The organism is Bradyrhizobium sp. 63_E2_N1_3 (genome assembly GCF_052076005.1).
GTDB classification, from domain to species: domain Bacteria; phylum Pseudomonadota; class Alphaproteobacteria; order Rhizobiales; family Xanthobacteraceae; genus Bradyrhizobium; species Bradyrhizobium barranii.
Genome location: NZ_CP197235.1, coordinates 5,095,209 through 5,117,875, shown reverse-complemented (window position 1 = coordinate 5,117,875; position 22,667 = coordinate 5,095,209). Strand labels below are relative to the sequence as shown.

17 protein-coding genes are annotated in these 22,667 nt (G+C 65.7%); 8 read left to right on the top strand and 9 right to left on the bottom strand.

Features of this window, described 5'->3' with window-relative positions:
* Positions 1-62: 62 nt before the first annotated feature.
* The 6 genes from accC to AB7531_RS24615 form a co-directional block, all read right to left on the bottom strand.
* Positions 63-1,418, bottom strand: coding sequence for an acetyl-CoA carboxylase biotin carboxylase subunit (gene accC, locus AB7531_RS24640; protein WP_063983553.1), 1,356 nt, complete (start codon positions 1,416-1,418; stop codon positions 63-65).
* 59 nt (positions 1,419-1,477) lie between these two features.
* On the bottom strand, positions 1,478-1,966 hold the full coding sequence (gene accB, locus AB7531_RS24635; protein ID WP_063983552.1) for an acetyl-CoA carboxylase biotin carboxyl carrier protein: 489 nt from the start codon (positions 1,964-1,966) through the stop codon (positions 1,478-1,480).
* Between the two features lie 35 nt (positions 1,967-2,001).
* Entirely contained in the window at positions 2,002-2,469 is a 468-nt protein-coding gene (gene aroQ / locus AB7531_RS24630) for a type II 3-dehydroquinate dehydratase (protein ID WP_014495592.1), read from the bottom strand.
* 258 nt (positions 2,470-2,727) lie between these two features.
* On the bottom strand, positions 2,728-3,537 hold the full coding sequence (locus AB7531_RS24625) for a DUF1236 domain-containing protein (protein ID WP_231144946.1): 810 nt from the start codon (positions 3,535-3,537) through the stop codon (positions 2,728-2,730).
* Positions 3,538-3,774: 237 nt separating this feature from the next.
* Positions 3,775-4,542: a DsbA family protein gene (locus AB7531_RS24620; RefSeq protein WP_063983550.1), complete on the bottom strand. Its 768-nt coding sequence runs from the start codon at positions 4,540-4,542 to the stop codon at positions 3,775-3,777.
* A gap of 98 nt (positions 4,543-4,640) precedes the next feature.
* Positions 4,641-6,044: a M48 family metalloprotease gene (locus AB7531_RS24615; RefSeq protein WP_063983549.1), complete on the bottom strand. Its 1,404-nt coding sequence runs from the start codon at positions 6,042-6,044 to the stop codon at positions 4,641-4,643.
* Between the two features lie 177 nt (positions 6,045-6,221).
* Between AB7531_RS24615 and AB7531_RS24610 the strand changes: the two genes are divergently transcribed.
* The 3 genes from AB7531_RS24610 to AB7531_RS24600 all read left to right on the top strand — a co-directional run bounded on the left by AB7531_RS24610 (position 6,222) and on the right by AB7531_RS24600 (position 9,491).
* Complete coding sequence (locus tag AB7531_RS24610) at positions 6,222-7,409, top strand: pyridoxal phosphate-dependent aminotransferase (protein ID WP_063983548.1); 1,188 nt, start codon at positions 6,222-6,224, stop codon at positions 7,407-7,409.
* A gap of 106 nt (positions 7,410-7,515) precedes the next feature.
* Entirely contained in the window at positions 7,516-8,073 is a 558-nt protein-coding gene (locus tag AB7531_RS24605; RefSeq protein ID WP_063983547.1) for a biotin transporter BioY, read from the top strand.
* Between the two features lie 83 nt (positions 8,074-8,156).
* A complete protein-coding gene (locus AB7531_RS24600) occupies positions 8,157-9,491 on the top strand; it encodes a dicarboxylate/amino acid:cation symporter (protein WP_063983546.1) in 1,335 nt (444 codons plus the stop codon).
* A 35-nt stretch (positions 9,492-9,526) separates the two neighbouring features.
* Here the strand turns inward: AB7531_RS24600 and AB7531_RS24595 are convergent, their stop codons facing one another.
* A complete protein-coding gene (locus AB7531_RS24595) occupies positions 9,527-10,411 on the bottom strand; it encodes an SDR family oxidoreductase (RefSeq protein ID WP_063983545.1) in 885 nt (294 codons plus the stop codon).
* Between the two features lie 91 nt (positions 10,412-10,502).
* Here AB7531_RS24595 and AB7531_RS24590 point away from each other — a divergent pair, with 91 nt between their 5' ends.
* Entirely contained in the window at positions 10,503-11,339 is an 837-nt protein-coding gene (locus AB7531_RS24590) for a helix-turn-helix transcriptional regulator (protein WP_063983544.1), read from the top strand.
* 61 nt (positions 11,340-11,400) lie between these two features.
* On the opposite strand, the gene AB7531_RS24585 is transcribed toward AB7531_RS24590, so the two are convergent.
* Together AB7531_RS24585 and AB7531_RS24580 are read right to left on the bottom strand one after the other, a co-directional pair.
* On the bottom strand, positions 11,401-12,633 hold the full coding sequence (locus tag AB7531_RS24585) for an NAD(P)/FAD-dependent oxidoreductase (protein WP_063983543.1): 1,233 nt from the start codon (positions 12,631-12,633) through the stop codon (positions 11,401-11,403).
* A 66-nt stretch (positions 12,634-12,699) separates the two neighbouring features.
* Positions 12,700-15,795, bottom strand: coding sequence for an Rne/Rng family ribonuclease (locus AB7531_RS24580; protein WP_231144948.1), 3,096 nt, complete (start codon positions 15,793-15,795; stop codon positions 12,700-12,702).
* Between the two features lie 705 nt (positions 15,796-16,500).
* Here AB7531_RS24580 and AB7531_RS24575 point away from each other — a divergent pair.
* From AB7531_RS24575 to AB7531_RS24560, 4 genes are all read left to right on the top strand, one after another.
* On the top strand, positions 16,501-17,796 hold the full coding sequence (locus AB7531_RS24575) for an N-acetylmuramoyl-L-alanine amidase (RefSeq protein ID WP_063983541.1): 1,296 nt from the start codon (positions 16,501-16,503) through the stop codon (positions 17,794-17,796).
* Between the two features lie 240 nt (positions 17,797-18,036).
* Positions 18,037-20,547: a penicillin-binding protein 1A gene (locus AB7531_RS24570; RefSeq protein ID WP_014495579.1), complete on the top strand. Its 2,511-nt coding sequence runs from the start codon at positions 18,037-18,039 to the stop codon at positions 20,545-20,547.
* A 104-nt stretch (positions 20,548-20,651) separates the two neighbouring features.
* Positions 20,652-21,783 (top strand): peptide chain release factor 2 gene (gene prfB / locus AB7531_RS24565; RefSeq protein ID WP_100213929.1). Its coding sequence is split into 2 segments (ribosomal slippage): positions 20,652-20,720 and positions 20,722-21,783, totalling 1,131 coding nucleotides; the frame shifts between segments, so codons are not numbered across the junction.
* Positions 21,783-22,664, top strand: a complete 882-nt coding sequence (locus tag AB7531_RS24560; protein ID WP_063983539.1) for an NAD(P)-dependent oxidoreductase — start codon at positions 21,783-21,785, stop codon at positions 22,662-22,664. Before prfB ends, AB7531_RS24560 begins: the two co-directional genes overlap by 1 nt.
* Positions 22,665-22,667 lie beyond the last annotated feature (3 nt).

Genomic DNA, 22,667 nt, shown 5'->3' with positions numbered 1-22,667 from the left:
CCCTCGGAACTGTCCCCGTCCAGAACGCGATGGGGGCCAAAGGGTTCCATCGGGAGAGAGGGTTACCCCGCGGTCGGTTCCTTACCCGCGAGGTACTGTTCCAGCCAGTGGATGTGATAGTCGCCGTTGATGATGTCGTCCTGGCGCACCAGGTCGCGGAACAGCGGCAGCGTCGTCTCGATACCCTCGACCACCATCTCGTCCAGTGCCCGGCGCAGCCGCATCAGGCATTCGGCGCGGGTCTTGCCGTGGACGATGAGCTTGCCGACGAGCGAGTCGTAATAGGGCGGGATGGTGTAGCCCTGATAGACCGCAGAATCGATGCGCACGCCGAGCCCGCCGGGCTGGTGATATTGCGTGATGCGGCCCGGCGAGGGACGGAAGCTCTGCGGGTTCTCGGCGTTGATACGGCACTCGATCGCGTGGCCGATGATCTGAATCTCGCTTTGCTTGGCCGGCAGATCGCCGCCGGCAGCGATGCGGATCTGCTCCAGCACGAGGTCGATGTCGGTGATGCTCTCGGTGACGGGATGCTCGACCTGGATGCGGGTATTCATCTCGATGAAGTAGAACTCGCCGTCCTCGAACAGGAATTCGATGGTGCCGACGCCGAGATATTTCATCTCGCGCATCGCCTTGGCGCAGGTCTCGCCGATCTTGGCGCGTGCAGCGGCGGCAAGGACCGGCGAGGGACCTTCCTCCCAGACCTTCTGGTGGCGGCGCTGCAGCGAGCAATCGCGCTCGCCGAGATGGATCGCGCCGCCGCGGCCGTCACCGAGGATCTGGATCTCGATGTGGCGCGGCTTCTGGAGGTATTTTTCCAGATAGACGGACGCGTCACCGAAGGCGGACTTGGCCTCGTTGGCTGCCGTCGACAGCGCCACCTGGAGGTCGGCCTCGCTCTGCGCGACCTTCATGCCGCGGCCGCCGCCGCCGGCGGCTGCCTTGACCAGCACGGGGAAGCCGATCTTCCTGGCGATCGCCATCGCGTCGTCCTCGGGGCCGACCGCGCCGTCCGAGCCGGGCACCACGGGAATGCCGAGCTTCCTGGCCGTCTTCTTGGCCTCGATCTTGTCGCCCATCAGGCGGATGTGCTCGGCCTTGGGGCCGATGAAATGCAGATTGTGCTCGCCAAGGATTTCGGCGAAGCGCGCGTTCTCGGAGAGGAAGCCGTAGCCGGGATGCACGGCATCGGCGCCGGTGATCTCGCAGGCCGCGAGCAGCGCGGGCACGTTGAGATAGCTGTCCTTGGACGGCGGCGGCCCGATGCAGACGCTCTCGTCCGACAGGCGCACATGCATGGCGTCGGCGTCGGCGGTGGAGTGCACGGCCACGGTCGCGATGCCGAGCTCCTTGCAGGCGCGCAGGATGCGAAGGGCGATCTCGCCGCGATTGGCTATGAGGATCTTGTCGAACATGGTGTCCTTAAGGGACTGGCGCGCGGGAAGCGGCTAGGGCGGCTGACCGCCCACGACCATTACTCAATGATGACGAGCGGCTCGCCGTACTCGACCGGCTGGCCGTCTTCGACCAGGATCTGCGTCACCGTGCCGGCGCGCGGCGAGGGGATCTGGTTCATGGTCTTCATCGCTTCGATGATCAGCAGCGTCTGGCCGACCGAGACCTTGCTGCCGACCTCGATGAACGGCTTGGCGCCGGGCTCCGGCGCCCAATAGGCGGTGCCAACCATCGGCGAGATCACCGCGCCCGGATGCTTCGACAGGTCGGCCGCGGCTGGCGCGGCGGCAGCTGCGGCCGCCGGCAGGACGGCGGGACCGGCCGCCATCTGCATCGGCATGGTGGCGGCGACGCTGATGTTGCGGGCGACGCGCAGGCGAAGACCGGCCCGTTCGATCTCGATCTCGGTGAGGCTGGTCTCATCGAGCAGAAGTGCGAGCTCGCGGACGAGCGCGGAATCCTCGCTGGAAAACTTTACGGCTGCTTTGTCGTCTGGCTGGCGCGCCATGTTCTGATCCGAATGTTCTGTGTGAAGAGGGAGCGTCAGGCTTTGGGCTTGATGCCGAGCTTGGCGGCAAGGCCCTGGATGGCGAGGCGGTAGCCCTCGATGCCGAAACCGCAGAGCGAGGCGAAGGCCGCGCGCGCGGTGTAGGAATGGTGACGGAAGCTCTCGCGGGCGTGGATGTTGGTCACGTGCACTTCGACGGTCGGAATCTGCACCGCGAGCAGCGCGTCGTGCAGCGCGATCGAGGTGTGCGAATAGCCGCCGGCATTGATGATGATGCCCTTCATCTTGCGGGCGTGCGCCTCGTGGACGAAGTCGATCAACTCGCCTTCGCGGTTCGACTGCCGGCAGTCGGCCTTGAGGCCGTATGCCGCCGCCGCTTCGCGGCACAGTGTTTCGACGTCGGCCAGCGTCGCATGGCCATACTTCTCGGGCTCGCGCGTCCCCAACATGTTGAGGTTCGGCCCGTTGAGAACGAGGATCGTGTCGGTTGCTGGTTCGGCCATTCCAATCCCGCAAGAGGTGCTTCGGCGTGGCGGGGGTTATAGGTAACAAAGCGCCTTAGGGGAAGCCTTGAAGGACCTCCCAGGGGGCTTCAAACAGCTCATCCGGGGTGCAAAAACCTGTGCGGAAGTTACGGAAATTGCTTGTTAACCAGTTCTAATCGTGGCTGCCGGGCGGGATAGGCAGGGGAGGCCGCCCAATAGGCCAAAAGCCCCTGCCGATCTCTCGGCAAGGGCTTATCGGGCCGTCAGCCAGGTGGCTTAGCCTTCGATGATGTACACGATCTCGCGCGTCTGCGGACGGACGATGATGTACTGTCCGCGGACGTAGATCACGTCATAGCCGCGCCACTCCGGATAGATTTCCACGATCCGGGGCGGCAGCGGATGGAAGCGAACGGACGCCGGGATCGCGGCGCCGACCGAGATGTTGAAGTTGACGTTGGTGGTCTCTTCGATCTTGGTCGACTTGATCGCCGTTGAGATCTCGGTCCGCTTCTCGGCAGGCGGTGCCGCAGCGGTCGCAGGCGCGGCGCCGGTCGTGGTCTGAGACTTGGTGTCGGCAGCCTTGCTGTCCGCGCCCTTGGTCTGGGCGTTCATGTTGCCGCTCTTGGTGTCAGTCTCGGTGCTCTTGGACTTGTCCATCTGGGACTTGTCCATCGTGCTCTTGGACTTGTCCTGCGCGGACTTGTCCTGCGCGCCCTGGGCGTGCTCACCCTTCGTCGCGCCGGCCTTCTCGTCAGCCGCGTTCTTGTTCATCGTGCCGGATTTTTCCATCCCGCCTGACTTTTCCATCGCACCGGATTTCTCCGTCGCGCCAGACGACTTCTCCTCGGCTGCTCCGCCGGGCTTCATGGCGCCGCCAGCCTGGCCGACGGTGCCCCTTTCGGGAGCGGCTTCCTTGCCCATCGCGCCACGTTCAGCCGCGCCGCCGGCGGGTTGCGAATGTTGCGTCGGCTGCGCACCGGCCCCGCCACCGCTATCGCGGTTCATGGTGCCCTGTGCGTTCGCCAGCCCGGTGCCTGCGACGAGCGCGAGCGCGGCGACCGAGATCATAAAGCGGTTAGACATCAAATTTCTCCTCACGTGTTTCTTAGCGTCATTGCCCGCGCCACCAACGAAAGGAGATTTGAGTTGTTCCGGAACATCGGCGGTTCCGGGGTATTTGTTTCTTAAACGCGAGATGAATGCGCGCGCCGGATTCGCGCCAGAATTCGCGCAGAGCTGCGGTCAACGAAAAAGGCCGGCTGTTCAGCCGGCCTCGTCGCATGCGCAGATTGTGAAATGCGGGATCAGCAGGTCGCCTTGTTAGCAAGTCGCCTTGCCGCAACGGGCAACGCCGATCTTTTCCTTCAGGCCTTCGAGGCCGACGGCGCCGATCACAATCTGCTTGCCGATCACGTAGCTCGGCGTGCCGTTCATGCCCATCGCTTCGGCGAGCTTGAAATTCTCCTCGATGGTGGCGCGCACCTCGGGGCTGCCGATGTCCTTCTCGATCTTCGCGGTGTCGAGGCCGGCTTCCTTGGCCGCCTGCAGCGCGCGCGCCTTGTCGGCGGCGCCACGGCCGCCGAGCAGCTTCTGGTGGAAGTCGAGATACTTCTTGCCGGTGGGATCCTGCATGCGCACGGCGACCGCGACCTGTGCCGCTTCGACCGAGCCCTGGCTCAGCACCGGAAACTCCTTGAGCACGACCTTCAGCTTCGGATCGGCCTTCATGAGGTCGAGCATGTCGCCCATCGCGCGCTTGCAGTAGCCGCAATTGTAATCGAAGAACTCGACGAAGGTGACGTCGCCGTCCTTGTTGCCGAGCACGACCTGGCGCGGCGAGTTGAAGATCGCATCGGAGTTCTGCGCGATGCTGGCTTCGTGCTTCTGCGTTTCGGCCGCGGCCTGGCGCTTGGTGAGCTCGGTCATCGCTTCCTCGAGCACCTCGGGATGGGTGACGAGATAGTTCTTGATGATCGCCTCGATGTCGGTGCGCTGGGCATCCGAGAAGCTGTCGGCCGACGCGGGAACGGCCGCGCCGAAGATGGCGAGCGCGAACAGCGCGGGAGCAAGCAGGCGCAGCGAAGGCATAGGCAAATCCTCTTATCGAAAGCTGGTTTCGGAAAACGTCCCGGCGGACTTAAGCTCGGTGTCGTGACGTCGTGGTGTCAGGCGTCGTCTTGGTCGCGTTAGTTGCGCGGCGGCTTGGCCGCCACGATGTCGTCGGCCTTGACCCATCCGGGCGTGCCGACGGCGAAACGGGTTTTCGCGCGCGTGGCGAGCTCGCGGGCGGTCTTGTTGTCGCCGCGCAAATAAGCGGCCTGCGCCGACGCCAGATCCGCCTCGGCATAGTCGCCCTTCCGGCCATAGGCCATCGCGAGCTGCATATAACCGAGCGCAGCCTCCGGTTCCCGTGCCACCGCGGCCCGGAGAATCCGAACGGCATCATCGGTGTAGGCCTTATTATCCGATCCAACCAGAGCCTGCCCAAGTAACATCTCGATGAGGGGCGCGTTGTTGGACAGCTGCACCGCCTTGCGCAGGGCAGGGATCGCCTCGGCCGGCTTGCCGCCCTCCAGCAGGGCCTGGCCGCGCACCTCGTAGAAATACGGGTTGTTCGGCTGGACCTGGATCAGCGCGTCGATCTGGGCCAGGGCGCTGCGTAAATCGCCGTGCAGATAGGTGCTGATGGCGCGGGCATAGCGCGCCGGCATGCTGTCGTTCGTCTGGGGATAGCGGCGGTAGACCGTCTCCGGCCGCTCCATGAACGCGGAAATCTTGGCGCGCGCCATGTCGTGGCGGAGCTGGAGCGCGGGATCGTCCTTCTTGTCCCAATAGGGGCTGGAACTGGCGAATTCCTGAAGCGACGCGACGCGCTCGGCGGGCATCGGATGCGACTGGAGATAGGGATCGGTGCCGCGGGCAGCGAACAGGCTCTCGCTGGTGAAGCGCTTGAAGGTCTCGTACATGCCCTTCGGCGACTGCTGGGTCGCGGTCAGGAATTTCACGCCGGCGCGGTCGGCGTTCTCCTCCTGCTGGCGCTGATAGGACAGCAGCGTGCGGCGGATCATCTCCTGCGGTCCGGCGATGGCGGCAGCACCGGCATTGGCGAGCCCGTTGTTGCCGGCGCTGTTGCTGCCGCGGGTGCTGCCCACGGCGATCGCGCCGGCCCCGAGCAGCATGGCGATGATCATCTGGGTCTGGGCGTTGGCGAGCTGTTCGCGCAGCTTGGACAGATGGCCGCCGGCCAGATGTCCGGTCTCGTGCGCGAGCACGCCGATGATCTGGTTCGGCGTCTCCGACTGCATGATCGCGCCGTAATTGACGAAGATGCGGCGGCCGTCCGCGACGAACGCGTTGAACGAGCCTTCGTTGATGATCACCATCTGGATGTTCTGCTTTTCCAGACCGGCAACGCGCAGGATCGGGCGCGTGTATTCGCGCAGCAGCTGCTCGGTTTCGGTGTCGCGCAGGATCGGCGGCCCCTTGGCCTGCGCATGCGCGGCCGGCATCGGCAACAGCGCGATCGCCGCGGCGGTGACGAGGGCGGTGAGGGAGGAGGCCTTCTTGCGCAATGCGATCTGGAGCAACATCAGGCGGTCTGGGTCAAACGGTCTTGATCAAGCAGTTTCGTGATTGGTTTTTGGCGATTGGCGGCGGACCGGATACGAGATATGCCCTTATGAGCCGTACAATGCGGCCAGTCTGGGGCGCAAGCGCCCCGTTTCCGGGACCGAACCGACCGGTTCGCCAGCGAATAGCAGAATTCGATGCACGATGCGACATTGAGGAACCGGGTGGGGCAGTGGCTCGAGCCCTCCCGCCGCAGCGATGTTCCCCCGTTCATGGTGATGGACGTGATGGCCGCCGCGGCCCGAATCGAGGCGGCAGGCGGCCACGTCATCCACATGGAGGTCGGCCAGCCCGCAACCGGCGCTCCAAAGACCGCGATCGCGGCCGCCCATGCGGCGCTCGAGGCGGGGCGGATCGATTACACCTCCGCGCTCGGCATCCCCTCATTGCGCGAACGCATCGCGCGCCACTATCGGGATGCCTATGGCTGTGATGTCAGCCCCGAGCGGATCGTGGTGACGACAGGCTCCTCCGGCGGTTTCATCCTGGCTTTCCTGTCGATGTTCGCGCCCGGCGACCGCGTCGCCGTGACGGTGCCGGGCTATCCGCCCTACCGTCACATCCTCACCGCGCTCGGTTGCGAGCCGGTGCTGATCGAGACCACCAATGACACGCGCCACGCGCTGACCGGCGAGGCGCTGCTGGCGGCCCATCGCAAGGCGCCGCTCAAGGGCGTGCTGGTCGGCAGCCCGGCCAATCCGACCGGGACGATGATGTCCCGCGAGGCGCTTGCCGGCCTGATCGCTGCGGCGGAAGATGCCGGCATCCGCTTCATCTCCGACGAGATCTATCACGGGCTCGACTACGCGTTTCCGGCGGCGACGGCGGCGGCGCTGTCGGAGCACGCACTCGTGATCAACTCGTTCTCGAAATATTTTTGCATGACGGGCTGGCGCGTCGGCTGGATGGTCGTGCCCGAGATCCTGGTGCGGCCGATCGAGCGGCTGCAGCAGAACCTGTCGATCTCGGTGCCTTCGCTGTCGCAGATCGCGGCCGAGGCCGCCTTCGACGGCGCGGCCGAGATGGAGGAGATCAAGCACGGCTATCAGGAAAACCGGCGCATCCTGATCGAGGGATTGCCCAAGGCGGGCCTCAGCAAGTTCCTGCCTGCCGACGGCGCCTTCTATCTCTACGCCGACGTCTCGGACTTCACCTCGGACAGTTTCGAGTTCGCCAAGCAGATGCTGGAGCAGGCGCACGTTGCGGCCACGCCGGGTCTCGATTTCGATCCCATCCATGGTCGTTCGTTCATACGGCTTTCCTATGCGCGTTCGGCAGCGGAGATGCGGGAGGCAGTTGACCGGATCGCTCACTGGCTTAAATAGCCGCGAGTTTTCGACAGCCGTTTCGACACCAGCCCTGCGGAGTTCAACTTTGTCTGACCGTTCCCTCCCGTCCGTCGCCACGCCGCATTCTCCTCTCGCCGCATTGATGTGGCCGACCCGTCCGGGTGAAACCGTCGGCGCACTTCGCGCCGTCGTGCTGATTGCGCTCGGCACCGCCTTGATGGCGCTATCAGCCAAGGTGAATCTGCCACTGCCTTACGTGCCCATGACCCTGCAGACGCTGGTCGTGCTGATGATCGGCGCCGCCTATGGCTGGCGCCTTGGCAGCGCAACCATGATCGCCTACCTCGCCGAAGGCGCGATGGGGCTGCCGGTGTTCGCCGGCCCGGTCGGTGGAATTGCACCGCTGGTCGGCCCGACTGCCGGCTACCTGTATGGCTTCGTGCTGGCTGCCTTCATCACCGGCTGGCTGGCCGAGCGCGGCTGGGATCGCAACGTCGTGTTCCTGTTTGGAGCAATGGCGCTCGCCCATGTCGTCATCTTCATCGCCGGCTTCGGCTGGCTGGCCTACGTCATCGGCCTTGGCGCAACCAAGGCTTGGGCGGTCGGCGTCGCGCCGTTCATTGCGGCATCGGTGGTCAAGAACGCGCTGGGCGCCGCGCTGATGCCGGCGGCCCGCCGGATCGTCGATCGACGCGGGTAAAGCGCACCATTCCGAGCAGTTCCGATTGACAGAGCCGGCCAAGTTGATCTTGGCTGGCTCTGAGTTTGAGGGGGAGTGAAACAATGACGACGACAACGATGGCGGGGGCGCCGGTCGCGCCGGCCGCCGCCAAGCCTTGGTACAAGGTTCTCTACGTCCAGGTGCTGATCGCCATCGTGCTCGGCGCCTTGGTCGGCTGGCTGTGGCCGTCGCTCGCCACCAACGAGTGGATCAAGGCGATGGGCGACGGCTTCATCAAGCTGATCAAGATGGTGATTGCGCCGATCATCTTCTGCACCGTGGTCTCCGGCATCGCGCATATCCAGGACGCCAAGAAGGTCGGCCGCATCGGCGTCAAGGCGCTGGTCTATTTCGAGGTCGTCTCGACCTTCGCGCTGGTGATCGGACTCATCATCGGCAACCTGGTGAAGCCGGGTGCGGGCTTCGGCAGCGCCGCCGCCAACGCGCAGGCCGTCGCCAACTACGCCAAGCAGGCCGAGGGCCAGAGGTCGGTCGACTTCATCCTGCACATCATCCCCGACACCGTGGTCGGCGCCTTCGCGCAAGGCGAGATCCTGCAGGTGTTGCTGTTCTCGGTGCTGTTCGGCTTCGCCATCATGGGCCTCGGCGAGCGCGGCCATACCATCCGCAGCTTCATCGATGACGCCGCGCATGCGGTGTTCGGAGTCATCTCCATCGTGATGCGCGCGGCGCCGATCGGCGCCTTCGGCGCAATGGCCTACACCATCGGCAAGTTCGGCACCGGGGCGATCCTCAACCTGGTCGGCCTGATCGCGACGTTCTACGTCACCGCGGCGCTGTTCGTATTCGTCGTGCTCGGAACCATCGCGCGCCTCGCCGGCTTCTCCATCTTCAAGTTCCTCGCCTACATCAAGGACGAGCTGCTGATCGTGCTCGGCACCTCGTCCTCGGAAAGCGCGCTGCCTTCCTTGATGGAGAAACTCGAGCGCCTCGGCTGCTCGAAGTCGGTGGTCGGCCTCGTGGTGCCCACGGGCTATTCGTTCAATCTCGACGGCACCAACATCTACATGACGCTGGCGACGCTATTCATCGCGCAGGCGCTTGGCTTCGATCTCACCTTCGGCCAGCAGCTCACCATCCTGGTGGTGGCGATGCTGACCTCGAAGGGTGCCTCCGGCATCACCGGCGCGGGCTTCATCACGCTGGCCGCGACGCTCGCCGTGGTCGATCCGCGCCTCGTGCCGGGCATGGCGATCGTGCTCGGCATCGACAAGTTCATGAGCGAGTGCCGCGCGCTGACCAACCTCTGTGGCAACGGCGTGGCCTGCGTGATCGTCGCCTGGTGGGAGGGTGAGCTCGACCGCGACAAGCTCAACGCCAACCTCGCCAGACAGATCGATCCGACCGACATGGAAACGGCCGTCACGACGGACTGATCTGCAAGCGGAATCTGACGGCGCGGGCGGCGCCGTCAGACCTCGAAATAATGGGGCTGGTCGAGATCGTCGATCAGCCCTTTTTCTTTCGGCGCCCAGCTGAGCGAAGCGCGCGTCTTGGCGCTTGAGGTCGGAACGTCGATGCCGGCGAACTGTGCGAACCAGCCGAAATGCGCGGCCGCTTCCTCAGGCGATTTGGACACGACGGGGACGCCGAGCCGTCGGCCGATCACCTCTGCGATCGCCTTGAACGGCACGCCTTCCTCGGCGATCGCATGATAGCGCCGCGCGGTCGCGCCTTGCTCCAGCGCGAGACGATAGACGCGCGCGGCGTCGAGGCGGTGCGCGGCCGGCCAGCGGTTTTGGCCTTCGCCGATATAGGCCGCGGCGCCTTTCTCCCGGGCGAGCGCGATCAGGCGCGGCACGAAGCCGTGGTCGCCCTCACCGTGGGTCGTGGGCGGCAGCCGCACGATGCCGGTGCGGACGCCGCGCTCCGCGAGGTCTTCGGCAGTGGCTTCCGAGACGCGCGGAAAGTGGCGGGCCGCCGCATCGTCTTCGGTCGCGAGCCGTCCGGGCGCCAGCAGCGCTACACCGGATGTGACGATGAGAGGGCGGTCGGAGCCTTTGAGCTCCTCACCGAGCGCGAGGATCGCGCGGCGGTCGAGCTCGCAATTGTCGGCGAATTTCGAGAAGTCGTGGTTGAAGCCGAGATGCAGCACACCGTCCGAAGCGGCGGCGCCGCCGCGTAAGGAGGCATGATCCTCCAGCGACCCACGATGGACCTCGGCGCCCATCGCGGTGAGCGCTGCGGCGCCGGCATCGGAGCGGGCGAGGCCGTTTACGCTATGGCCGGCGGCCATCAGGTCTCGAACGACGGCGGAACCGACGAAGCCGGTGGCACCGGTAACGAAAACACGCATGCGAAATCTCCTGGTGTTGGTGGAGAGAACCATCTGCGCTACAGTTATCCGGGTAAAGTAGTGACATTATCAGGGTATAATAGCTAACAGGATGAGCGAGAGCGCTGCCGCCGAGAACTTGCTTGGGGCCTATCTGAAGGACCGTCGCACCCGGCTCGATGCAGCCGCGTTCGGCTTCTCCGGCAGCCGCAGGCGCACGCCGGGTCTGCGCCGGGAGGAAGTGGCCCAGCGCGCCAATATCAGCTCGACCTGGTACACCTGGCTGGAGCAGGGCCGCGGCGGGGCGCCATCGGCCGACGTGCTCGACCGGATCGCGCGCGCGTTGATGCTGACCGATGTCGAGCGCGAGCACCTGTTCCTGATCGGCCTCGGCCGCCCGCCTGAGGTGCGCTACCAGGCGAGCGAAGGCGTCTCGCCGCGGCTGCAACGCGTGCTTGATGCGCTCTCATTCAGCCCGGCGTTGGTACGCACCGCGACCTGGGACGTCGTCGCCTGGAATCGCGCCGCAAGCGTCGTGCTGACCGACTACGGCGCGATCCCTCCGAGACAGCGCAACATCCTGCGCTTCATCTTCTGCGATCCGCGCGTGCGCGCCGCGCAATATGACTGGGACAGTGTGGCACGCTTCGTGGTGGCCGCATTCAGGGCAGACGCGGCGCGAGCAGGTGCCGTCTCGCATGTCGCCGATTTCGTCGACGAGCTCTGTCGGACAAGTCCGGAATTCGCGGCGCTCTGGCGCGACAATGACGTGCGCCATCATGGCGACGGAACCAAGCGGCTGCGGCATCCCGTTCACGGCACGATGTCGTTCGAATATTCGAGCTTCAATGTCGAGGGCCGCTCCGATCTCAGCATGATCGTCTACAATCCGGCGACGCCCGAAGATGCCGACCGCATCAGGAAGCTGCTGGCCGAGCGCGCCGACTGACGGAATTTGCCGGCTCGCGCATCTCAGTCGCGCTCGCGGTGCGCGCCGCGGACGCCGACAGCTAGAAGCGCTCAGGCCGGTATGGCGTCGGATCGATCGCCGGCGTCTCGCCGCTCATCATCTCGGCGAGCAGGCGACCGGTCGCGGGCCCGAGCGTAAAGCCCTGGTGGCCGTGGCCGAAATTCATCCAGAGGCCGGGATGACGCGGGGCTTGCCCGAGCACCGGCAGCATGTCGGGCGTGCAGGGGCGGGTGCCGAACCACGGGTCGGGCTCGACGCGCCTGCCGAGGTCGATCAGCTCTCGCGCCGAAGCTTCGGCACTCGCGAGCTGCACCGGCGTGGCGAGCGCGTCCATGCCGGTCAATTCCGCGCCTGTGGTGATGCGGATGCCCTTCGCCATCGGACCCATGGCATAGCCGCCGGCCTTGTCGACCAGCGGCAGATCGAGTGAGGCGCCGCCGCTGTAATGCATGTGGTAGCCGCGCTTGCGTACGAGCGGAATGCGATAGCCGAATTTGTGCAGGAGATTGGGCGACCAGGGCCCGAGCGTCACGACGGCGGCCGCAGCGTCGATGGTTCCCTGGTCCGTGTCGACCGACCAGCCGGTCGCGGTCTGCCGCAAGGTCTGGGCATCGCCGAGCACGATGGTGCCGCCGAGGCGTTCGAACAGCTCGGCATAGGCCGTGACCAGTGCGCCGGGATCGGACACGGTCCAGGTGTCGAGCCAATGGATCGCACCGGGCAGGTCGTCGCGCAGAATCGGTTCGGCCTTGGCGAGCTCGGCCCCCGAGAGCGCGCGAAACCTCACGCCGAATTCGCGCTGGTCTTGTTCCGCCGCCTTGACGGCGAGATCGAAGGAGGCTGCGTCGCGATGCAGATGCCGGTAGCCCGCGCGGCGGATCAGATTGTCGGCATGGGCTTCGCGAATGAGGATGTCGTGCTCCGCCGTCGCGTAGGCGATCAGCCGCGCCCAGGCGTCGATCGCCTCGCGATGCCGCTTCGGCGCCGAATGCCACCAGTAGCGGAGCAGGGGCTCGATATGGAGATGAAGCGACGACAGGCTGTAGCGCACGTCATTGGTGCGGCCGGTCGCGATCTTCAGGAGCGAAGCGAGGTCGCGCGGCATCGGATAGGGACGCACGGCTTCGGCCTGGATCATCCCGGCATTGCCGTAGCTGGTCTCGCGGCCCGGCTCCCTGCGGTCGACGAGCGTGACCGACCAGCCGCGCTGCCGGAGGTGCAGCGCCGCGCTCACGCCGATCATGCCGCCGCCGAGAACAATTGCGCTTTGCATCGAAACTGACCTCGCTAAATCAAAACCGCCCGGTTTGGCCGGGCGGTTTCAACTGCTTTGTTCGCTCTACTCGCCGCCGCCGAACCGGCGAGACCACCAGCCGGCGCGACGCGGGGCGGCCGGGGTTTCGGTTGCCGCCTCCGGCGTGGGTTCAGCGGCTGGTGCGGGCGGGGCAACCGGCTCTGGCGCTGCCGCAACCGGTGTTGCCGGCTCGCTCGCGCTGCTCGACAGGAAGCTCACCTTTTCCCGGACCGTGGAGCGGCGACGCGCTGCCTTGTCGTCGGCGGGCTCGTCGTCCGCGGCGGCAGGAGCGGGCTCAGGCTGGGCCGGCGCCTCAATCTGCACCTCGGCGCGCGGCTCGGGCTCGCTGACCTGAGGCTCGGCGGTGGTGTGTTCGGCCTGCGCGATCGAGGGCGCAGCCTCGCCGCCAAAGCTGTCGAAATCGGCGGCGGCATCGGTCGCTTCCGACGGCGCATTGGCTGCGAGCTCGTCGCCGATGGAGCCGGCGAGACCTTCCTCGTTGCCACCGCGACGGCGGCGTCCACCGCGACGACCACGTCGGCGACGGCGATCGCCGTTGCCCTGCTGCTCGCTGCGGGCCGCCTGGTCCTCACCTTCCTCGCCGTCCTGTTCGGACTCGGAATCCTCTTCACCTTCGCTGGCCGCCACGGCCGCTTCGGAAGACGCCGGAGCGCCATCCTCGCGCAACTCGCCGTCGCGCGGGGCACCGCGGCCGCGCCGACGCCGGCGGCGCTTGCGGCGCTGGCCATCCTGGTCGGAAGCCGCTTCGCCGCCAGCCTGCTCCTCGGCGAGGCCTTCGGTTTCTTCGGTCTCGACCTCGGATTCCAGCTCCGGATCGAATTCCTCGTCGTCATAGACTTCTTCGGCTACGGGCGGCGGGCTTGCGGCGGCCTGTGCCGCCAGCAGCGCCTTCGCTGCTTCCAGCGTATGCACCTGCTCGCCGCGGTCGATGAGATAGGCCTGCGGTCCGCTGACGCTGGGGTCGGCGATGACGGCCAGCGTGACCTTGAAGCCGTTCTCGAGGTCGCGCAGATGGCCGCGCTTGTGGTTCAGCACATAGAGCGCGACGTCGGTGCGGGTGCGGACCACGAGATTGTGGGTCGCGCCCTTCATCAGGATCTCTTCGAGGCCGCGCAGCAGCTGGAGCGCAACCGAGGAGACCGAGCGGACATGGCCGGTGCCGCCGCAATGCGGGCAGGGATCGGTCGAGGATTCCAGCACGCTGGCGCGGATGCGCTGGCGCGACATCTCGAGCAGGCCGAAATGCGAGATGCGGCCGACCTGGATGCGGGCGCGGTCCTGCCGCAGGCAATCGGACAGCTTGCGCTCGACCGCGCGGTTGTTGCGCTTCTCGTCCATGTCGATGAAGTCGATGACGATCAGGCCGGCGAGGTCGCGCAGGCGGAGCTGGCGGGCGACCTCTTCGGCCGCTTCCAGATTGGTCTTGAGCGCAGTGTCCTCGATATGGTGCTCGCGGGTCGATCGTCCGGAGTTGACGTCGATCGAGACCAGCGCCTCGGTCTGGTTGATCACGATGTAGCCGCCGGAGCGCAACTGCACGGTCGGAGAGAACATCGCATCCAGCTGGCTTTCGACGCCCATGCGCGAGAACAGCGGCTGGCCGTCCCGATATTGCTTCACCGCGCTGACATTGGCGGGCATCAGCATCTTCATGAAGTCGCGCGCTTCTCGGTAGCCGGACTCACCGGCAACCGAGATCTCGTCGATCTCCTTGTTGTAGAGGTCGCGCAGCGAGCGCTTGATCAGCGAGCCTTCCTCGTAGACCAGGGTCGGGGCCTGCGACTTCAGCGTCAGGTCGCGCACCGTCTCCCACATCCGGATCAAATATTCGAAGTCGCGCTTGATCTCGGGCTTGGTACGGGCGGCGCCGGCGGTGCGCAGGATGATGCCCATGCCCTCGGGCACGTCGAGATCCTGCACAACTTCCTTCAGGCGGGAACGATCCTGGGCGCTGGTGATCTTGCGGCTGATGCCGCCGCCGCGCGCGGTGTTCGGCATCAACACGGCATAGCGGCCGGCGAGCGAGAGGTAGGTGGTCAGCGCTGCGCCCTTATTGCCGCGCTCTTCCTTGACGACCTGTACCAGCATCACCTGGCGGCGCTTGATGACTTCCTGGATCTTGTACTGGCGGCGCGGGCGGAAGGTGCGCTCCGGCACCTCCTCCATCACGTCGTCGCCGCCGACGGATTCGACGTGTTCCTCTTCGGCTTCCTCGCCGTCCTCGTCCTCGTCGTCTTCCTCCTCGGACTCCTGATGGCGAGCATCAGTGCTTTCGCCGGCAGCGTAGACGGCGTCGGCCGGTTCGGCGGAGGCGGTCACGGCTTCGGCGAGAGCCTCGGCATGGGCTTCGGAGGCGATAGCCTCCTGCGGTTCGGAAGCGGTCTCGGTCGCGACCACGGGCTCGGCGCCGAAGGCTGCGACAGGCGCGGGCGTTTCGTCGGCATGATCATGGTCGTGATGATCGTGCTGGCCGTCGTGGCCGTGGTCATGATCGTGATGATGGTCGTCGTGCCCATGATCGAGATGATCATGGCCTTCGTGGTCATGATCGTGGTGATCATGATCGCCATGTTCGTGGTCTTGATGCTCGTGGCCGTCGTGCTCGCCGTGATGCTCCGTCTCGGCGTGCAGGTGCTCGCCCTCGTGCGACGCACCCTCGATGTGCAGGGCGTCGCTCTCGACCGGCTGGGCCGCTGGATCGGCGCCGGCCTCGAGGCCCTCGACGATGTCGCTGCGGACGCGTTCGCCTTGACTGCGGCGGCGGGAGTTGCGGTGGCGCGAGCGGCGGCGGCCGTGGGAGCGGTTCTCGCTCTCTTCCTCGGCCTCGCGATGGGCCTGTTCCTCGGCCTCGATCAGTGCCTGCCGGTCGGCGACCGGGATCTGGTAGTAATCGGGATGGATTTCGCTGAAGGCGAGGAAGCCGTGGCGGTTGCCGCCATATTCGACAAAGGCGGCCTGGAGCGAAGGCTCCACCCGGGTGACCTTGGCGAGGTAGATATTCCCGCGCAGTTGCTTGCGTTGTGCGGTCTCGAAATCAAACTCTTCGACGCGATTGCCGCGGACCACGACGACCCGGGTCTCCTCCGGGTGGGTGGCATCGATCAACATCTTGTTGGGCATGTCTTAACTCTTGGCGGCGGCGGGCGCGATTCACCGTGGGCGCGATTAGCGCTGCCGGGTGCCGCGACGGTCCACCTGATTCGGGGGTGAGGGGAAGGCCGAAACGCCGTCTCTCGCGCCTTGCCGAAACGGAAGCTGGAGGGCCGAAGCGGCGCGCGGGATTGTCACTCCGCAGCGTCGCGAACGGTCCTTCAGAATTCGTCGGCACAGTCTGGCGCATCAAGCGTCGGCCCGTATGAAACATTGGGCGGCGGGGCCGCCCCTCAATCAGTTGCTGCTGGCCAGGCATGGCGCGAGCGCGCTCGCCTTGGGGATTACGAACCGCTCCCTTGGGATTAAGGGACCGGGTAACGAGTCACGTCGCTGTCAAAACCGTCCCGGAAACGCGGTGGTAACCAGGGACCGTCCGCCACCGGCGCTTGACCCGCTCCACCTCGCTGCCGCGCACCGCGCTGGTCTTTGAGGGGAACGGAAAAACGCTGGAATTCCCAAACCTTGAGAGTTCCGGCGCTGCACCGGGAGGCTGAACGCGACACAACCGGAAATATCGGCCGTCAGCACTCCGTACATACGTGGAATGGACCAACCGTGCAAGGGAGCGTCGCACGGCGGTCACAGTCGGGGAGTTTCGTATATCTGTCATTAAGCGACGATTAACCCTGTGGTTCTATTGCGTTAGAAGGGCCGCTCGGAGGCACTGAATCGGTGACGAGCCGCACAAATCAAAGGGTTTTGCTGGGATGCGCGCTTCTGTGCGCCGCAGCATTGGTATGCGCTGATTCCTGGCGCCTGAGCGCGGCGGAAAGCCAGCCGCAACCCTCTGTTGCGGTAGCGAATTTTCCAACCGCGTCCGCCGCCCGGCTGGCCGGCGATGGCAAGCAGACCCGCTTCATCCTCGACATCGATCAAGCCGTCACCTTCCGCGCCGTGACGCTCGCCGACCCGTACCGGGTGGTGGTCGATGTGCCCCAAGTCAATTTTCAACTGCCTGCGGGCACCGGGGTCGAGGGGCGGGGACTGGTCAAGGCCTTCCGCTACGGGCTGGTCATGCCCGGCGGCTCGCGAATCGTGTTCGACCTGACAGGCCCGGCCAAGATCGCCAAGTCCTACGTGCTGGAGGCCGCCAATGGCCAGCCGGCCCGGCTCGTGCTTGAGCTGGAGGAGGTCGACCGGACCGCCTTCGTGCAGTCGCTCCTCCCCGAGAAGCGCCCCGAACTGCGGCCCGCAATCGCCGACGCGCCGCCGGCAACGGTTCCGGCCGCCGCAGCTCCGGAAGCCGGGCAGCAAAAGGTCGACGGCCGCCCGATCGTCGTGATCGATCCCGGCCATGGCGGCATCGACAACGGCACGCAGTCGGGCGGCGAGAGCGAGAAGAACCTGGTGCTGGCCTTCGGCCTGGCGCTGCGCGACCGGCTGGACAAGACCGGCAAATTCCGCGTGGTGATGACACGGGACGACGACACCTTCATTCCGCTCAACGACCGGGTCAAAGTCGCCCGCGGGCTCAAGGCCGCCTTGTTCGTCTCCATCCACGCAGACGCCCTTCCGAAGGCCGAGGGCGATGCGCAGGGCGCGACCATCTACACGCTGTCCGACAAGGCCTCCGACGCCGAGGCGCAGCGGCTGGCGGATGCGGAAAACCGTGCGGACGCGATCGCCGGTTTCAACCTCGCGGAAGAGCCGACCGACGTCGCGGACATCCTGATCGACCTCACCCAGCGAGAAACTCGTACCTTTTCAAGCCGTTTTGCCCGCCTGTTGATGGGCGAAATGAAGTCGTCGGTGCGGATGCACAAGCATCCCCTGAAGTCGGCCGGCTTCCGGGTCCTCAAGGCGCCAGACGTGCCGTCGGTGCTGGTCGAGATCGGCTATGTCTCCAACAAGGGCGACCTCGAGCATCTGGTCTCGGAGGGGTGGCGGTCCAAGGCCGTGGGCTCGATGGCGCAGGCGATCGACGGGTTCCTGACCAAGCGGATGGCGACGGCCGGATCGTCAAATTGACGACCGGGAGGCGTCGAATTGAGAGGGATTTTCCGTCCCGTTGCAAAAGCCCTAGTTTGGCCACAGCGGGCGCTTTATAAAAATGCCGCAGGGGGTTCCGGAATCGGCGAGAATCCCGTTCGGCAAGCGTCTTGGGTCCGGCACTGATGTAATTGAGTAGGCCGGTAAATTCGCGACGTGGAGTTGGCGCCTGTTTTGGGTGCCTTGAGCTGATCCAGAGTTTGAACGGATAAACATATAATGCGCTTGCTGGTGCGGTTCATGGGCTTCCTGTTCGCCGCGGGAACGGTGGTGTTCCTTGTCGGTGTCGGGGCCGTGGCAGGCCTGATCTGGCATTTCTCCAAGGACTTGCCGGACTACTCTCAGCTTCAGGATTACGAGCCGCCGGTGATGACCCGCGTGCACGCGGTCGACGGCTCGCTGCTCGGCGAATACGCCAAGGAGCGCCGGCTATACCTGCCGATCCAGGCGGTGCCGAAGCTCGTGATCAACGCCTTCCTCGCGGCCGAGGACAAGAATTTCTACGAGCATGGCGGCATCGACTACACCGGCATGGCGCGCGCCGGCGTGCTCTTCATCCAGAACTACGGCTCGAACCGGCGTCCGCAGGGCGCCTCCACGATCACCCAGCAGGTCGCCAAGAACTTCCTTCTGACCAACGAGGTCTCCTTCGCCCGCAAGATCAAGGAAGCCTTGCTGGCGATGCGCATCGAGAAGACCTATTCGAAGGACAAGATCCTCGAGCTGTACCTGAACGAGATCTATCTCGGCCTTGGCGCCTACGGCATCGCGGCCGCTTCGCTGGTGTATTTCGACAAGTCGGTGAACGAGCTGACGGTCGCTGAAGCGTCCTATCTCGCCGCGCTGCCGAAGATGCCCGCGACGCTGCATCCGGTGCGCAACCGCGATCGCGCCATCGAGCGTCGCAACTACGTGATCGACCGTCTGCTGGAGAACGGCTGGATCAAGCAGGCCGACGCCGACAAGGCTCGCAAGGAGCCGCTGGCCGTCACCAACCGTTCCAACGGCGCTCACACCTTCGCCGGTGAATATTTCGCCGAGGAAGTCCGCCGCGACATCTTCGAGCGCTACGGCGAGAAGAAGCTCTACGAAGGCGGTCTGTCCGTCCGCACCACGCTCGATCCGAAGATCCAGGTCATGGCGCGCAAGGCCATGGTCGCCGGCCTCGTGAACTATGACGAGCAGCAGGGCTATCGCGGCGCCATGAGCAAGCTCGATATTTCGGGCGATTGGGGCGTGAAGCTCGCCGAGATCAAGTCGCTGTCCGACATCTCGCCATGGCGCATGGCGGTGGTGCTGGAGACCAGCGACCAGTCGGCGCGCATCGGCTTCCAGCCGAACCGCGAGCTCGGCGGCGCCATCAGCAAGCAACGCGAGACCGGCATCGTCACGGTCGACGGCGTGCGCTGGGCGAGGGCGGCCCAAGGCAACGCCAAGGGCAAGACCCCTACGTCGGTGGCGCAGGTGTTGCAGCCCGGCGACGTGATCTATGCCGATCCGCTCTACACCAAGGAGGGACAGCCGGTCGAAGGCCAGTACCGCCTGCGCCAGATCCCCGAAGTGTCCGGCGCGATGGTGGCGATGGATCCCTGGACCGGCCGCGTGCTCGCGATGGTCGGCGGCTTCTCGTTCGACCAGAGCCAGTTCAACCGCGCCACGCAGGCCTACCGGCAGCCGGGCTCGTCGTTCAAGCCGATCGTCTATTCGGCCGCGCTCGACAACGGTTATACGCCCTCGACCGTGGTGCTCGACGCGCCCATCGAAATCGACCAGGGCCAGGGCGCCGGCGTGTGGCGGCCCGAAAACTTCTCGTCCGGCAAATTCCAGGGACCCGTCACGCTGCGCAACGCTTTGCGGCAGTCGCTCAACACCGTGACGGTGCGCCTTGCGCAGGACATCGGCATGCCCCTGATCGGCGAATATGCGCGCCGCTTCGGCGTCTATGACGAATTGCCGAACTATCTCTCCTACGCGCTCGGCGCCGGCGAGACCACGGCGATGCGCATGGTCACGGCCTATTCGATGCTCGCCAATGGCGGTCGCCGGGTGAAGCCGACCTTGATCGACCGTATCCAGGACCGTTACGGCCGCACCATCTTCAAGCACGACCAGCGCGAATGCCGCGGCTGCGACGCGCCGGGCGGCTGGAAGAACCAGGCCGAGCCGCAGCTGATCGACCGCCGCGAGCAGGTGCTGGATTCCATGACCGCCTATCAGATCACCGAGCTGATGGAAGGCGTGGTCCAGGCCGGTACCGCAACCGTGGTCAAGGAGGTCGGCAAGCCGATCGCCGGCAAGACCGGCACCACCAACGAGGCCAAGGACGCCTGGTTCGTCGGCTTCTCGCCCGACGTCGCCGTCGCGATCTATATGGGCTACGACAAGCCGCGCGCGCTCGGTAGGGGCAACGCCGCGACCGGCGGCCATCTGGCCGCGCCCATCGCGCGCGACTTCCTCAAGCTTGCGCTCGCCGACAAGCCCGCGGTTCCGTTCAAGGTGCCGGCCGGCATCAAGCTCGTGCGCGTCGTCTCCAAGACCGGCATGCGCGCCGGTCCCGGCGAGACCGGTGGAACCATCCTCGAAGCCTTCAAGCCGGGCACGGCGCCGCCTGACAACTACTCGGTCATCGGCGTCGCCGATGCCGACGGGCGCGGCGGCGTGCCGGCGTCGCAGCAGCAGCAGCCGGATTCCGGCTTCTTCATGCGGCCGGGCACCGGCGGGCTGTACTAGCGGATAAGACAGACGATCGCGGTTCCGGCGGTTGCGCTTTGCAGCCGCCGCCGCTACATCCCGATCTGAATTGCACGCGGGATTCCGCGAGATCAGAGAACAACATGCGCGCCGAAATCGAACGGTTGGTAGAAGAGATCAAGCAGTCAGTCGGGCTGCTGAGGAGGCATCTTTGACGTCGAGAAATCGACGGCGCGCCTCGCTGAGCTGAACAAGCTCGCAGAAGATCCCAACCTCTGGAACGATCCCCAGAAAGCCCAGAAGCTGATGCAGGAGCGCACCTCGCTTGAGGATTCGCTCTCGGGCATCGGCAAGGTCGAGCAGGAGCTCGAAGACGACATCGGCATGATCGAGCTCGGCGAGGCCGAGGGCGATGCCGGCGTCGTCACTGAGGCCGAAACCGCGCTGAAGAACCTGAAGAAGGAAGTCGCCCGGCGCGAGCTCGAGGCGCTGCTGTCAGGCGAGGCGGATCGTTTCGATTCCTATCTCGAAGTCCATGCCGGTGCCGGCGGCACCGAAAGCCAGGACTGGGCGCAGATGCTGCTGCGCATGTACACGCGCTGGGCCGAGACGCACGGCTTCAAGGTCGAATTCCTCGAAGAGTCCGAGGGCGAAGAGGCCGGCATCAAGTCCGCGACGATCCAGGTCTCCGGCCACAATGCCTATGGCTGGCTGAAGACGGAGGCGGGGGTGCACCGGCTGGTGCGCATCTCGCCGTTCGATTCCAACGCGCGGCGGCACACCTCGTTTTCGAGCGTGCAGGTATTCCCCGTCATCGACGACAGCATCAAGATCGACATCAAGGAAGCCGACGTCCGCGTCGACACCATGCGCTCGGGCGGCGCCGGTGGCCAGCACGTCAACAAGACCGAATCCGCGGTGCGCCTGACGCATATTCCGACCGGCGTTGCCGTGGTCTGCCAGGCCGGCCGCTCCCAGCACAAGAACCGGGCGCAGGCCTGGGACATGCTGCGCGCGCGGCTTTACGAGATCGAGCTGAAGAAGCGCGAGGAGAAGGCTGCCGCCGACCAGGCCGCCAAGACCGATATCGGCTGGGGTCACCAGATCCGCTCCTACGTGCTGCAGCCCTACCAGATGGTGAAGGATTTGCGCACCGGCGTGCAGACGTCTGACACGTCGGGCGTGCTGAACGGTGAGCTCGACGACTTCATGGCCGCAACCCTGGCGCAGCGCGCCTTCGGCACCACCGGCGCCGACATCGAGGACGTCGACTGATGTCCCGCGTCGCCTTCATCGGGTTGGGGCGGATGGGCCACGGCATGGCCGGCCGCTATCTCGATGCCGGCTTCACGGTGACGCTTTGGAATCGCAGCAAGGCAAAAGCGGACGACCTGATCGCGCGCGGTGCGCATTGGGCGACCTCGCCTGAGGATGCCGCGATCGATGCCGATGCGGTCGTGACCATGGTCGCTGATGACGAAGCCTCGCGCGTGGTCTGGCTCGGGCCTGAGGGCGCGGCCAAGACGGCAAAGGCCGGCACCATTGCGATCGAGTGCTCCACCGTCTCCTATGACCACGCCCGCGAGATGGGCCGCGAACTGAACGCGCGCGGGCTGATCTACATCGACTGCCCCGTGACGGGATTGCCGGATGCGGCAGCGGCCGGAAAGCTGACGCTGCTCGCCGGCGCTGACGCAGCTGATCTCGAACGTGCGCGGCCGTTCCTCGAACCGATCGGCTCGACCATCCGCCATTTCGGCGCGGTCGGCTCCGGCACCGTCTACAAGCTCATCAACAATCTCTTGGGTGCGATCCAGATCGCGGGCCTTGCCGAAGGCCTCGCCATCGCCGAACAGGCCGGGCTCGACATGAACCTGGTGCTGGAATCGATCCAGGCCGGTGTCGCGGCAAGCCCGCAGGTGCAGCGTCACTCCAGGCGCATGGTCGCCCGCGATTTCAGCGGCGCGACGTTTACGGCGGCGCTGCGGCACAAGGATGCCGCCTACGCGGTGAGGCTCGCCGAAAGCCTGCTCGCCGACAAGCCGCTGGTCTCGCGCGCTGCGGTCGAGTCCTACGCGCAGGCGAAGGCCGCAATGCCCGACGACGATGAAGGCAAGATGATCGAGCTGGTGTCGCGGCCGAAGAAGCCGACCTAGCTG

Coding starts and splice junctions, on each gene's coding strand:
- accC (WP_063983553.1), bottom strand. CDS start 1,418: ATGTTCGACAAGATCCTCATAGCCAATCGCGGCGAGATCGCCCTTCGC.
- accB (WP_063983552.1), bottom strand. CDS start 1,966: ATGGCGCGCCAGCCAGACGACAAAGCAGCCGTAAAGTTTTCCAGCGAG.
- aroQ (WP_014495592.1), bottom strand. CDS start 2,469: ATGGCCGAACCAGCAACCGACACGATCCTCGTTCTCAACGGGCCGAAC.
- AB7531_RS24625 (WP_231144946.1), bottom strand. CDS start 3,537: ATGTCTAACCGCTTTATGATCTCGGTCGCCGCGCTCGCGCTCGTCGCA.
- AB7531_RS24620 (WP_063983550.1), bottom strand. CDS start 4,542: ATGCCTTCGCTGCGCCTGCTTGCTCCCGCGCTGTTCGCGCTCGCCATC.
- AB7531_RS24615 (WP_063983549.1), bottom strand. CDS start 6,044: ATGTTGCTCCAGATCGCATTGCGCAAGAAGGCCTCCTCCCTCACCGCC.
- AB7531_RS24610 (WP_063983548.1), top strand. CDS start 6,222: ATGCACGATGCGACATTGAGGAACCGGGTGGGGCAGTGGCTCGAGCCC.
- AB7531_RS24605 (WP_063983547.1), top strand. CDS start 7,516: ATGTGGCCGACCCGTCCGGGTGAAACCGTCGGCGCACTTCGCGCCGTC.
- AB7531_RS24600 (WP_063983546.1), top strand. CDS start 8,157: ATGACGACGACAACGATGGCGGGGGCGCCGGTCGCGCCGGCCGCCGCC.
- AB7531_RS24595 (WP_063983545.1), bottom strand. CDS start 10,411: ATGCGTGTTTTCGTTACCGGTGCCACCGGCTTCGTCGGTTCCGCCGTC.
- AB7531_RS24590 (WP_063983544.1), top strand. CDS start 10,503: ATGAGCGAGAGCGCTGCCGCCGAGAACTTGCTTGGGGCCTATCTGAAG.
- AB7531_RS24585 (WP_063983543.1), bottom strand. CDS start 12,633: ATGCAAAGCGCAATTGTTCTCGGCGGCGGCATGATCGGCGTGAGCGCG.
- AB7531_RS24580 (WP_231144948.1), bottom strand. CDS start 15,795: ATGCCCAACAAGATGTTGATCGATGCCACCCACCCGGAGGAGACCCGG.
- AB7531_RS24570 (WP_014495579.1), top strand. CDS start 18,037: ATGCGCTTGCTGGTGCGGTTCATGGGCTTCCTGTTCGCCGCGGGAACG.
- AB7531_RS24560 (WP_063983539.1), top strand. CDS start 21,783: ATGTCCCGCGTCGCCTTCATCGGGTTGGGGCGGATGGGCCACGGCATG.